Source organism: Mycolicibacterium llatzerense, from assembly GCF_025331195.1.
In the GTDB taxonomy this organism is placed as follows: Bacteria; Actinomycetota; Actinomycetes; order Mycobacteriales; family Mycobacteriaceae; genus Mycobacterium; species Mycobacterium llatzerense.
Genome location: NZ_LXOV01000012.1, coordinates 776498 through 788880 on the forward strand (window position 1 = coordinate 776498; position 12383 = coordinate 788880).

Annotated in this window: 13 protein-coding genes; 8 read left to right on the forward strand and 5 right to left on the reverse strand. The window is 68.7% G+C overall.

From position 1 onward, the window contains the following. The first annotated feature begins 14 nt into the window (after positions 1-14). The 6 genes from A7G45_RS18640 (at position 15) to A7G45_RS18665 (ending at position 5771) form a co-directional block, all read left to right on the forward strand. Positions 15-815 (forward strand): pyrimidine reductase family protein, encoded by an 801-nt coding sequence (locus A7G45_RS18640; RefSeq protein ID WP_133761873.1) that lies wholly within the window; start codon positions 15-17, stop codon positions 813-815. A 36-nt stretch (positions 816-851) separates the two neighbouring features. Next, entirely contained in the window at positions 852-2420 is a 1569-nt protein-coding gene (locus A7G45_RS18645) for an alpha/beta fold hydrolase (RefSeq protein ID WP_260939293.1), read from the forward strand. A gap of 35 nt (positions 2421-2455) precedes the next feature. Then, positions 2456-3751, forward strand: a complete 1296-nt coding sequence (gene aftC, locus A7G45_RS18650; RefSeq protein WP_071285397.1) for an arabinofuranan 3-O-arabinosyltransferase — start codon at positions 2456-2458, stop codon at positions 3749-3751. After that, the gene (msrB, locus tag A7G45_RS18655; RefSeq protein ID WP_043399277.1) at positions 3748-4164 is read left to right on the forward strand and encodes a peptide-methionine (R)-S-oxide reductase MsrB; all 417 of its coding nucleotides are present in this window, start codon (positions 3748-3750) and stop codon (positions 4162-4164) included. The genes aftC and msrB overlap by 4 nt, the downstream gene beginning before the upstream one ends. Positions 4165-4167: 3 nt before the next feature. Beyond that, positions 4168-5247 carry a VIT1/CCC1 transporter family protein gene (locus tag A7G45_RS18660; RefSeq protein ID WP_260939295.1) on the forward strand — a complete coding sequence of 360 codons (1080 nt, stop codon included), beginning with the start codon at positions 4168-4170 and terminating at the stop codon, positions 5245-5247. 65 nt (positions 5248-5312) lie between these two features. Continuing rightward, a complete protein-coding gene (locus A7G45_RS18665; RefSeq protein WP_260939297.1) occupies positions 5313-5771 on the forward strand; it encodes a DUF1003 domain-containing protein in 459 nt (152 codons plus the stop codon). Positions 5772-5776: 5 nt separating this feature from the next. Here the strand turns inward: A7G45_RS18665 and hemQ are convergent, their stop codons facing one another. Genes hemQ through hemE form a run of 3 tightly spaced genes read right to left on the reverse strand, consistent with a single transcriptional unit; the run spans position 5777 to position 8912 of the window. Continuing rightward, on the reverse strand, positions 5777-6478 hold the full coding sequence (gene hemQ / locus A7G45_RS18670) for a hydrogen peroxide-dependent heme synthase (protein WP_043399282.1): 702 nt from the start codon (positions 6476-6478) through the stop codon (positions 5777-5779). Between the two features lie 14 nt (positions 6479-6492). Next, a complete protein-coding gene (locus tag A7G45_RS18675; RefSeq protein WP_260939301.1) occupies positions 6493-7854 on the reverse strand; it encodes a protoporphyrinogen oxidase in 1362 nt (453 codons plus the stop codon). 8 nt (positions 7855-7862) lie between these two features. Continuing rightward, the gene (hemE, locus tag A7G45_RS18680) at positions 7863-8912 is read right to left on the reverse strand and encodes a uroporphyrinogen decarboxylase (protein WP_260939304.1); all 1050 of its coding nucleotides are present in this window, start codon (positions 8910-8912) and stop codon (positions 7863-7865) included. Between the two features lie 161 nt (positions 8913-9073). Here hemE and A7G45_RS18685 point away from each other — a divergent pair, with 161 nt between their 5' ends. Together A7G45_RS18685 and A7G45_RS18690 are read left to right on the forward strand one after the other, a co-directional pair. Next, a complete protein-coding gene (locus A7G45_RS18685; RefSeq protein ID WP_231575647.1) occupies positions 9074-9610 on the forward strand; it encodes a DUF3000 domain-containing protein in 537 nt (178 codons plus the stop codon). 4 nt (positions 9611-9614) lie between these two features. After that, positions 9615-10862: an HRDC domain-containing protein gene (locus A7G45_RS18690; protein WP_260939308.1), complete on the forward strand. Its 1248-nt coding sequence runs from the start codon at positions 9615-9617 to the stop codon at positions 10860-10862. 70 nt (positions 10863-10932) lie between these two features. Here the strand turns inward: A7G45_RS18690 and A7G45_RS18695 are convergent, their stop codons facing one another. Together A7G45_RS18695 and A7G45_RS18700 are read right to left on the reverse strand one after the other, a co-directional pair. After that, the gene (locus A7G45_RS18695; protein WP_260939311.1) at positions 10933-11385 is read right to left on the reverse strand and encodes a lipoprotein LpqH; all 453 of its coding nucleotides are present in this window, start codon (positions 11383-11385) and stop codon (positions 10933-10935) included. Positions 11386-11452: 67 nt separating this feature from the next. Then, the gene (locus A7G45_RS18700) at positions 11453-12382 is read right to left on the reverse strand and encodes an alpha/beta fold hydrolase (RefSeq protein WP_260939313.1); all 930 of its coding nucleotides are present in this window, start codon (positions 12380-12382) and stop codon (positions 11453-11455) included. Position 12383: the final 1 nt, after the last annotated feature.

Here is a 12383-nt window from a genome sequence, read left to right on the forward strand (position 1 = left end):
AGCGGCGTGCTGGAATGATTCACGTGTCCGATCCCGACGCTGCGACGCAGCTCACAGAGCTCAGTGCGGTCGGCGCTGCCTTCCTGACCGACTCCGCCACCAACGACGAATCGCTGCTGACGCCGCTCTACTCATACCCCGATCAGCTGGACCGGCCGTGGGTGCGGGCCAACATGATCACCAGCCTCGACGGCGGGGCCACCGACGACGGCAGTTCCGGTGGCCTGGCCGGTCCCGGTGACCGGGCGCTGTTCGGCCTCATGCGCCAGCACGCCGACGTCATTCTGGTCGGTGCAGCCACGGTCCGCATCGAGAACTACTCCGGCGCGCAGATGTCCGCGGCGCAGCGGCAGGCCCGCCAGCTGCGCGGCCAGGCCGAGGTGCCGCCGATCGCGGTGATCACCCACAGCGCCGACATTCCGCACGACGCCAAGCTGTTCACCCGCACCGAAGTGCCGCCGCTGCTGCTCACCAGCCGCGACAGCATCGACGACACGTACCACCGGTTCACGGGCCTCGCCGAGGTCATCGACGCCTCGGGCGCCGCGCCCGACCGTGTCGACCCGCACGCCGTCCTGCGCATCTTCGCCGAACGCGGGCTCCTGCGGGTGCTGACCGAAGGCGGCCCGTCACTGCTGAACATGTTGATCGAGGACGACCTGATCGACGAGATGTGCGTGACCATCGCCCCGATCCTGGTCGGCGGGCAGGCCAGGCGGATCGCGTCCGGCCCCGGCGAGGCGCACACCCGGCTGCGCCGCAGCCACGTGCTAACCGACACGGCCGGCTACCTGTACACGCGCTACGTCCGCTGACGGGTGCGGCCTGCGGGCATCGCTACTGTGGTGGCCATGCGTCGCCGCCACCTGCTCCCGGCCCTGAGCCTGTCGACCGTGGTGCTGTCGACGGTCGTGGCGGGATGCGCTCCGCTGCTGGCCGCCAACCCCCGGTACGTCACCGACTCGGGTGCCCGCCCGCAGGGTGCGGCCACCACGTCCAAGGCACCTGAAGGTCCACCCGCGATCTCCGTGCCCAAGAAGGACCTGACGTGGCACGAGTGCACGTCGCGGGTGTTCGGTGATGCGACAGTGCCCGCCGTGCCCGGCGTCATCCTGGACTGCTCCGACTACGACGCCGACCTCGACTCCCTGGGCGGCTCCTCCGGGACCGTCAGCATCGGTGTCGTCCGTGCCCGCCTGGCCAGTACACCGGCCGACGCCGGACCGATCGTCATGACCACCGGCTCGGACATCCCGACCTCGCATCAGCTGCCGGTGTGGCTGCAGCGCGGCGGCGTCGACCTGCTCAAGACACGTCCGGTCGTGGCCGTCGACCGCCGCGGTATGGGCATGTCCGGACCGCTGAGCTGTGTGTCCTCCAATGACCGCCAGGACCTGCTGGACCAGGCCCAGTTCCTGTCGGGTGACGACCAGGTCGCCAACCTGGCGAAGGTCGCCACCTCGGCCACCACCGACTGCACCGACAGCATCGCGCCGGGTGAGTCGGCCTACGACAACGCGCACTCGGCCGAGGACCTGGAGCGGCTGCGCAGCACCTGGGACGTGCCCGCGCTGGCCGTCCTCGGCATCGGCAACGGTGCCCAGGTCGCCCTCGCCTACGCGGCGTCGCATCCCACCAAGGTCGCCCGGCTCGTGCTGGACTCCCCCTTGCCGCTGGGCATCTCGGCGGAAGCCACCGCCGAACAGCGGATCAAGGGCCAGCAGGCGGCGCTCGACGCATTCGCCGCACAGTGCGTGGCCAACAACTGCCCGCTCGGCCCGGATCCCAAGGGCGCCATCGACGGCATGCTGGCCGACGCACGCGCCGGACGCGGTGCCGGCGGCGCCTCGACGGCCGGGCTGGTCGAGTCCATCACCACCGCGCTGGGCTACCCGCGCGGCGACGGACTGGCCAACACACTGTCCCTCGCCGGTGCGCTGGCCGCCGCCCGCAGCGGCGACGCAACCGCGCTCAACGCACTCAGCACGACGGCCGAGGAGACGCGCCAGTCCGACGGTCAGTTCGTCAACCGGTGCGACGACTCCATCAACCGGCCCACGCCGGACCGCGTCCGCGAGCTGCTGGTGGCCTGGCCCAAGAAATACCCGCAGTTCGGCGCCGTCGGGGCGCTCAGCCTGGCACCGTGCCTGAGCTGGCCCAGCAGCCCCGCGCCCGCGCCCCCCAAGGACCTGAAGGTGCCGATCCTGTTACTGGGCACCCATAACGACGCGATCGTCGGTGGCGACGGCGTCGCGGCTGTCGCGGCCATGGCGATCAACGCGGGCAACAACAGCCGTCGCGTGATGTGGCAGGGCACCGGCCACGGCACCATCGTCTACACGGGATGCGCCCTGCCGCCGGTGCAGGCGTACCTGAACACCGGCAAGCTGCCGGAGACCGACACGTTCTGCCCGGCCTAACCAGGCGGTCCGACGCCCCGTTATAGGGTTCGGTGGTGACGCGCCCTCTCTCGCTCCTGAGCGTCTTCGGTCCCCGCACCGGCCCGCAGAGCACCGCGGATATCGTTCGCAATGCACTGTGGCCCATCGCGATCGTGTCGATCATCCACCGCAGTTACGTGCTGACGACCAACGGCTACATCACCGACGACTTCGGTCCGGTGTACCGCGCGGTGTCGAACTTCCGGCGGCACTGGGCCATCTACAACGAGCACTTCAACTACGTCGACCCGCACTACCTGTACCCGCCCGGCGGCACGCTGCTGCTGTCGCCGTTCGGCTTTCTGCCGGAGTTCGCGTCGCGGTTCTGGTTCGTCGCGATCAACTCCGTGGCGATCATCATCGCCGCCTGCCTTCTGGTACGGCTGTTCAAGTTCTCGCTGACGTCGGTGGCGTTGCCCGCTCTGCTGCTGGCCATGTACTGCACCGAATCGGTCACCAACACTTTGGTTTTCACCAACGTGAACGGCTGCATCCTGCTGGCCGAGGTGTTGTTCTTCACCTGGCTGCTGGACGGCAAGAAGAACCACGAGTGGTTGGCCGGAGCCGCGATCGGCCTGACGCTGGTGCTCAAGCCGCTGCTGGGCGTCCTACTGCTGCTGCCGCTGCTCAACCGGCAGTGGCGGGCGCTGGTCGCCGCGTTCGCGGTGCCCGTCGTCTTCAACGCGGTGGCCTGGCCGCTGTCGGCGGACCCCATGGGCTTCGTGCGCAACACCGTGCCGTACATCTTCCAGACCCGCGACTACTTCAACAGTTCGCTCCTGGGCAACGGCATCTACTACGGGCTGCCCATGTGGCTGATCATGGCGCTGCGCGTCGCCTTCGTGCTGCTGGCCGCGGCCAGCCTGTGGCTGCTGTACCGCTACTACCGCGAGCGCGACCAGCTGTTCTGGATGCTGACGTCGTCGGGCGTCCTGCTGATCGCCTCGTGGCTGGTGCTGTCGCTGGCGCAGGGCTACTACTCGATGATGCTGTTCCCGTTCCTGATGACGGTCGTGCTGCCGCGCTCGACGATCCGCAGCTGGCCGGCCTGGCTCGCGGTGTACGGCTTCCTCACCATGGACCGCTGGCTCATGTGGCGCTGGCCGACCACCGGCCGGTTCCTCGAATACATCAAGATCACCTACGGCTGGTCGCTGATGCTGGTCGTGGTGTTCTGCGTGCTGTACTTCCGCTACCTCGACGCCAAGAAGGACGGCCGGCTGGACCAGGGCATCGACCCGTTGTGGCTGACGGAATCCGAGCGCAAGTCCGAGCCCACCGCGCCGGCCGCGGGTAGCGTGAGCGCATGAGCATCCCGCCGCCGAAGGTTGAACTCTCCGACTCCCAGTGGCGCCAGAAACTCTCGGCCGAGGAATTCCACGTGCTGCGTGAAGCCGGGACGGAACGCCCGTTCGTCGGCGAATACACCGACACCAAGACCGAGGGCATCTACCAATGCCGGGCCTGCGGTGCCGAGCTGTTCCGCAGCACCGAGAAGTTCGAATCCCATTGCGGCTGGCCGTCGTTCTTCGACCCGGCCGACTCGGACGCAGTGATCCTGCGGGCCGACAACACCCTCGGCATGCGGCGCGTCGAGGTGCTGTGCGCCAACTGCCACAGCCACCTCGGGCACGTCTTCGAGGGCGAGGGCTACCCCACGCCGACCGACCAGCGCTACTGCATCAACTCGATCTCGCTTCGCCTGGTCCCGGCCGAGAGCTGACACGTGGTCGCGCAGCCCACCGACGCGCAGCTGCGTCGGTGGCGACAGCACCTGGCCAACGAACGTGCCGAGGCTGCCGTCTACCGGGATCTGGCGCAGCGCCGTGAGGGCGCCGAACGCGACATCCTGCTGGAACTGGCCACCGCGGAAGGCCGACACGAGAAGCACTGGCTGACACTGCTCGGCGATCAGGTCGGCAAACCCCACCGGCCCGATCTGCGGACCCGGGCCCTCGGGTTCCTGGCCCGTCATCTCGGATCGGTGTTCACGCTGGCCCTGGCGCAACGGGCCGAAGCACGCTCGGAGTACGACACCGATGTCGACGCCACACCCACCATGGCCGCCGACGAACGCATCCACATGGAGGTCGTCCGCGCCCTCGCCAGCCGCGGCCGCGACCAGCTGTCCGGCAGCTTCCGCGCCGCGGTGTTCGGCGCCAACGACGGGCTGGTCAGCAATCTGGCGCTGGTGCTGGGTATCGGCGCCACCGGGGTATCGAGCGCCACGATCCTGGCCACCGGGCTGGCCGGGTTGATCGCGGGTGCGCTGTCCATGGGCGCCGGCGAGTACGTGTCCGTCAACTCCCAGCTCGAACTGCTGGAGGCCTCGACGCCCAGCGCCACGGCCGGCACCGCCGTGCGCGCGCTCGACGTCGACGCCAACGAATTGGAGCTGGTGTACCGCGCCCGCGGGATGAGCCCGGAAGCGGCCGCAGACCGCGCCTCCGACGTGTTCGCGAGCCTGCGGGCGGGCGCACTGGCCGACTCGCCACTGGGCGAGGTGTCGACCGAGAAGCACGAAGCCGTCGGCACCGGGCTGCAGGCGGCCGCGTCCAGCTTCATGTTCTTCGCGTCCGGGGCGCTGATCCCCGTGCTGCCCTACCTGTTCGGGCTCACCGGCATCACGGCCGTCGTCGTGTCCGCCCTGCTGGTCGGGCTGGCGTTGCTCACCACGGGCATGGTCGTCGGCTTGCTCTCCGGCGGACCGCCGCTGCGACGGGCGTTGCGCCAGTTGATGATCGGCTACGGCGCCGCCGCGGTGACCTACCTGCTGGGGCTGTTATTCGGCACCGCAGTCGGTTGACCGGTGCTGCGGTGACGCGATAGCAACGTTTTCGTCGTAACCATTGATCACACCCAGGAGCGAACATGAGCCTGCCCCGCGACGACCTTGTTCAGCTGATCCAGCACCGATTGCGGAATGGCACCACCAGCCACCACCCGGTCGTGGTCCAGCAGGCGATCAAGCGAAGTCAGAGCCGGCAACTACGGGTGGCCGACCAGATCACCGCGTTCGCCGGGTCGATGAGCTTCGTCTACATCCACGCCGTGGTGTTCGCGGCGTGGATGATCTTCTTCGAACGCAACCCGTGGCCCACGCTGACCCTGGTGGTCTCCCTCGAGGCGATCTTCCTGTCGACGTTCGTGATGATCGGGCAGAACCGGCAGGCCGAATTCCAGCGAGTCAAGGCCGATCACGACTTCGAGACACAAGAACTCGAACTGAAGACCAACACCGACCTGACCCGTCAAATCCACGTACTCACAACGGAATTGCACCGCCGAATCATGGCGGCAAGCGACGGCAAGGCCGGCGATACCGGCTAGAGCCGCTACGGAAGGTTGGCGACCAACTGCTCGATGCCGACCCGCGGACCGGTGAAGAACGGGGTCTCCTCGCGGACGTGGCGGCGCGCGTCGGTGTAGCGCAGCTTCCACATCAGCTCGACGATGCGGGCCAGGTCCGGACCTTCGAAGGCCAGGATCCACTCGTAGTCGCCGAGCGCGAACGCCGGGACGGTGTTGGCGCGCACGTCGGGGTATTCGCGGCCGGCCATGCCGTGCTCGACGAGCATCCGGCGGCGGTCCTCGTCGGCCAGCAGGTACCAGTCCAGCGACCGCACGAACGGGTAGACGCAGACGTAGTCGCCCGGGTCTTCGCCCGCGATGAACGCCGGCAGGTGGCTCTTGTTGAACTCGGCCGGACGGTGCAGCGCGACGACGCTCCACACCGGTTCGGTGGCGGCGCCGAGCGCGGTACGACGGAAGCCGGTGTAGGTGGCCTGCAGGTCCTCGACGCGTTCGGCGTGGGTCCACATCATGAAGTCGGCGTCGGCCCGGAAGCCCGCGACGTCGTAGAGCCCGCGGACCACGACGCCCGCGTCCTCGCGCTTCTTGAGGTACGCGGCGGTGTCCGCGGCGATGGCGGCCCGCGACTTCTCGTCCGCGGGCAGCTCATCCGGCTGCACGGCGAAGACCGAGATCATCATGTACCTGGTCACCGCGTTGAGGGCGTCGTAGTCGAGCTTGGCCATGGCTCTATCGTGCCTTATCGCGGAAGGCCGCCGCCGACCACCTCATGGGCCGCCCGGGTTCCCGACGCGACGCACGCCGGCACCCCGATCCCATCCAGATACCCACCCGCGACGGCCAGCCCCGCGGGCAGGCCGGCCCGCAACTCCTCGACCAGCTCGAGGTGGCCCGGACCGTACTGCGGCATGGCGTCGATCCAGCGCTGCACCAGGTAATCCACCGGCTCGGCAGTGATGCCGAACAGCGTCCGCAGGTCCTCCAGCGACCACGCCAGCAGCCGGTCGTCGCCGACGTTGCGCGCGAGGTCGTCACCGAACCGGCCGAACGACAGCCGCAGCAACTCCACGTTGCCGCCGCGGCCCCACTTGCGCGACGTGAGGGTGATCGCCTTGGCGTGCAACGATTCTCCCGCGGCCATCAGGACCCCCGACTGCTGCGGCAGCGGCGTGCCACCCGGCAGCGCCAGGGCGACGACTGCCGCCGAAGCGACCGGGATCAGCCGGGCCATCGCCGCACTGCCCGGCGCGATGTCGGCGAGCAGCTTGGCCACTCGTGGTGCCGGCAGCGCCAGCACCACCGCGTCGGCCGACCAGTACTTGCCTTCGTCGTCGCGCAGTTGCCAGGCGCGGCCGACCGGGGTCAGCCCTTCGACGGCGACCTGCGCCCACTGGGCCGCGGTGCGCCGCACCAGTTCGTCGACCAGGACGGTGTAGCCGCCGTCGACGGCACCGAAGACCGAAGGGCTCGGCGTGCTTGTCTGTGGGGCCGCCGACAGCACCGAGGCGACGGCGGCGGTCAGGCTCGGGGCACCGCGATCCAGCGCGGCGGCCAGTGCCGGGATGGCTGAGCGAATGCCGATGGTCTTGGCCGAGCCGGCATAGACGCCGGCCAACAGCGGGTCGACGGACCGGGTCACCACCTGGGTGCCGAACCGATCACCGACCAGTTGCGCGACGTTGGGGTCGGCGTCGAGCTGCCAGTGCAGCGGCCGGGTCGGCTCGCTCGCGATCTGGGCCAGCGTCGCGTCGTCGACCAGCCCACGCAGGTTGGCGCCCGGCCCGGGGATGCCCTGCATGGTGCCGTCGGGCATCGGGTGCAGGCGGCCGCCGCTGCAGATCAGCGGACGGACACCGGTGGTACCGATCTGCCGCAGGCCCAGTTCTTGCAGCAGTGACGTGACCTCGGGCCGACGGGCCACGAAGGCCTCGGCGCCGACGTCCATGGACTGGCCGGCGAGCCGTTCGGTGCGGAGCACACCACCCAGCCGGTCCGCCGGATCGAAGACGGTGATGCGTGCCGCCGGGTCGGCCTGGCGCAGCCGGTACGCCGCGACCAGACCCGAAATGCCGCCGCCGACAACGCAATACGTCTTGCTCATCTACAGACTCACAGCGAGTGGGCCAGCGCCACCGCTTCGGTGACCACACCGGGATCGGTCGACGGCAGCACGCCGTGACCCAGGTTGAAGATGTGCCCGGCGGCACCAGCCTCCACGGCCCGGCGCCCGTCCGCGACGACCTGGCGGACGGCGTCGTCGACCACGCGCCAGCCGGCCAGCAGCACGACCGGATCGAGGTTGCCCTGCAGCGCCTTGCCCGGGCCGACCCGACCCGCGGCATCGACGAGGTTCGTGCGCCAGTCGACGCCGACGACCGTCGCCCCGGCCTCGCCCATGGCACCCAGCAGCTCGGCGGTGCCGACGCCGAAGTGCGTCATCGGGACGCCTTCGTCTTTCAGCGAGGCGAAGATGCGGGAGCTGTGCGGGAACACGTAGTCCCGGTAGTCGGCAAGCGACAGGGTGCCGGCCCAGGAGTCGAACAGCTGGATCGCGTCGACGCCGGCGGCCAGCTGCGCGCGCAGGAACTCGATGGTGAGGTCGGTCAGCTTCTCCATCAGGTCGTGCCACGTCGCGGATTCGCCGAGCATCATGGCCTTGGTCTTCTCGTGGTTGCGGCTCGGACCGCCCTCCACGAGGTACGACGCCAGCGTGAACGGTGCGCCCGCGAAACCGATCAGCGGCACGTCACCCAGTTCCTTGGTGAGCAGACCGATGGCCTCCGCGACCGGCGCCACCTGATGCGGTTCGAGCGGCTTGATGCCCTCGACGTCGTCCGGGGTGCGGATCGGGTTGGCGATCACCGGGCCGACGTCGGGCACGATGTCCAGATCGATCCCGGCGGCCTTGAGCGGCACCACGATGTCCGAGAACAAAATGGCGGCGTCGACGCCGTGGCGGCGCACCGGCTGCATGGTGATCTCGCAGACCAGCTCGGGGTTGAAACACGCCGAGAGCATGGTGTGGGTGGCGCGCAGGGCGCGGTACTCGGGCAGGGACCGGCCGGCCTGCCGCATCATCCACACCGGGGTCCGGTCCGGGGTGCGGCCGTTGGCGGCAGCCAGATAGGGCGATTGCGGCAGTTCACGACGGGTGCTCATCACTGCTAATGCTGCCATGCCCGGATCGATCGCTTATACCCTGTCGTGCAGCCAAATGTTGGGCTATCGGCGCGCCTGCTTACGCGACCGGCCGGATCGGGCTAGCGTCCCAGAATGTGACCTCCGCCGAGCCGGCCCAGTTCCGCACTGCTGTTGCGGCAATGAACGCCGCCACCGTGCGCCAGGAGATCGAACTCGGCCCGATCCGTCCGCCGCAGCGGCTGGCTCCCTTCAGCTACGCGCTGGGCGCAGAGGTACGTCATCCTGACGCCTCCGTCGTCCCGGAGAGCTCGGAGGGCGATGCCTTCGGACGTCTGATCCTGCTGCACGATCCCGAAGGCGCTGAAGCATGGGACGGCACCATGCGTCTCGTCGCCTACATCCAGGCCGACCTGGACTCCACTGAAGCCGTCGACCCGCTGCTGCCCGAGGTGGCGTGGAGCTGGCTGGTCGATGCGCTCGAGTCGCACGCCGACGGCGTCACCGCATTGGGCGGCACCGTCACCGCGACGACGTCGGTGCGCTACGGCGACATCTCCGGCCCGCCGCGGGCCCACCAGCTCGAGCTGCGCGCGTCGTGGACCGCGACGTCACTGGAGCTGGGACCGCACGTGCAGGCCTTCTGCGAGGTGCTCGAACACGCCGCCGGCTTGCCGCCTGCCGGCGTGACCGATCTGGGTTCGCGCACGCGCGCGTGACCGCATGACTGAACCTGATCCTGACGGGACCGTCGCCGACGAAGTTGCCGACGATCCCGACGTCACTCCCCTGCTGGCGCCCGCCGACGGCGTGCCCGCTGTTGCCATCTATGCGAGCGACATCGCCCGTGCCGGCGAGCTTTTGGCGTCCGGGCACGGCGCGTTCGCCATCGACGCCGAGCGGGCATCTGGCTTCCGGTACTCCAACCGGGCCTACCTGATCCAGATTCGCCGCGCCGGTGCGGGCACGGTGCTGATCGACCCCGTCAGCCACGGCATCGACCCGCTGAAGGCGCTGGCGCCGGTGGCCGAGGTCGTGAATTCCGACGAGTGGATTCTGCACGCGGCCGACCAGGATCTGCCGTGCCTGGCCGAGCTGGGCATGACGCCGCCGTCGCTGTACGACACCGAATTGGGCGGCCGGCTGGCCGGCTATGACCGAGTCAACCTGGCGGCCATGGTGCAGCGGCTTCTTGGTCTGGGCTTGAAGAAGGGCCACGGCGCCGCCGACTGGTCCAAGCGCCCGTTGCCCGCGGACTGGCTGAACTACGCAGCGCTGGACGTCGAGGTGCTGCTGGAGTTGCGCGCCGCAGTGGCTGCGGAGCTGGAGTCGCAGGGCAAGACCGGATGGGCCGCACAGGAATTCGAGCACATGCGGACCGTCGAACCCAGCCCGACCCGGCGCGACCGGTGGCGGCGGACGTCGGGCATCCACAAGGTTCGCAACGGCCAGGCGCTGGCCGCGGTGCGCGAGCTGTGGCAGACCCGCGACTTGATCGCGCAGCGGCGGGACATCGCGCCCGGCCGCATCCTGCCCGACTCGGCGATCATCTCGGCCGCCGTCGCCAATCCCGACACCATCGAAAAGCTCACGGCGCTACCGATTTTCGGCGGCTCGCGGCAGAAGCGCAGTGCACAGGTGTGGCTCGACGCGCTGGCCCGGGCCCGCGAGGCCGATCCCCCCGCTTCGGAGCCGAACAACGGGCTGCCGCCACCGGCCCGGTGGTCGCGTCGCAAACCCGAGGCGTTCGAGCGGCTGGAAGCGTGCCGCGGCGGGCTCTCCGAACTGTCCGAAGAGGTTTCGGTGCCTTCCGAGAACTTGGTGACGCCGGAGACCGTGCGGCGGCTGTGCTGGGATTGGCAGCCCGTGACTGACGTCCCTGCTGCGGTCGAGGAGTTCCTGGCTGCCGCCGGCGCCCGCCCGTGGCAGCGCGAGCTCTGTGGCCCGGTCTTGGCTACTGCGTTGGGTTAGGTGTGCGTTCACCCTGTACCCAGGGCGCAAGAGTTCAAGAAGGTCGCACCCCTGGCGCAGGCTCAACCAATCACGGGGCACCGATCGCCGGGACGGTGTCATGCGGATGCGCGTCCTGGTAGCCGGGGCAGGTGGTCTGGATTCTGAACGTATGCCATTGGGACTCACCCGGATTCGGCGGCATGCGCCCGCTGACGGTGTAGGTGTCGTCGACTTTGATTCCGGTGACCTCTTGCGGGTCGGCGATGAAACCCGTCACGTCGCCGTCCCGCAAGCCCACCTTCTGCACGACGACGCGGCCGACCTGGGTGAGCTGGATCCGAACCAGCTGACCCGTCTTGCCCTGGGCCAGGATGACCAAGCCGCCGCCGGCGAGTTGCCGGGTGCAGACCACCTTGCCGGTGTCGATCGTGTGCGCCTCGCCGTCGAACACGATCGACGTGACGGTCGGCGTGCCCGCGTCGCACGCACTGATCAACAGGACAGCGAGCAGCGCCACCAGATCCGGGCGGTGGACGCGCATGTGGCAAGTGAACCAGCTGGCTCTTACGTGCGCGTGCAAAGTGCGTGTCGTCGCCCTGGACGCCGGGTCAACGGTGGTCGATCGGCCGCCACAGCATCGGGGTGACGAACTCCAGGAAGTGCTCGAGTACCGCCTCGGGCGCCTCGATCTGAGGCCAGTGCGCGATGTCGTCGGCCAGCATCACCACGTCAGGGTTCGGGATGACCTCGCGGTAGCGCTTGGCCATGTGGGCACCGGAGTTCGGGTCGGACGGGCCGTCGATCAGCCGCATCGGGATCGTCGTCTCACGCATGGCACGCACCCAGCGGTTGCGGTAGGTGTAGCGATCGTTGATGAAGCGTCCGACCTGGTGCATGACCTTCTTGCCGTCGTTGTAGTCGAGGATTTCGTGGAACTTGTCCATCAGTTCCTTCGACGGTTTCGTGTTGACGCCAAACATCTCGTTGATGGTCGGGTCGGCCAGCCGCCTCGACAACGGGGTGCCCTGCAACGGACTGATGATGTCGCCCAACGGAGTTCGCGACAATGCCTTCTGCAGCAGCCGCGGGGTGTACGACTCGACGAACAGTCCGCCGTTGAGCCAGGTGATCGATTCGATGTTCAGGCTGCCGTACGACTGATCGCCGAACCGGTTGCGGGCCAGCAGCTCCTGACACACCGAGTCCCCGATGTCGTGGGCCAGGATGTGGGCGGTCTGCACGCCGAGATGGGCCAGTAGCGCCTCGTGCATATCGGCGTGGTCGTGCACCGAGTACTGGTACGCCGACGGCTTGGCTGAGAAGCCCATGCCGATCATGTCCGGCGCGATCACCGTGAACTTGTCGACCAGCGTCGGCCAGATCAGGGACCAGTCCCAGGAATTGAACGGGTAGCCGTGGATGAGCAGGAGCACCGGACCAGTGCCGAGCTCCAGGCCGTCCTGACGGTAGAAGATGTCGAATCCGAGGTAGTCGAAATACTGGCCGGCGGACTTCCAGGCTTCGAGTTCGGCATGCATG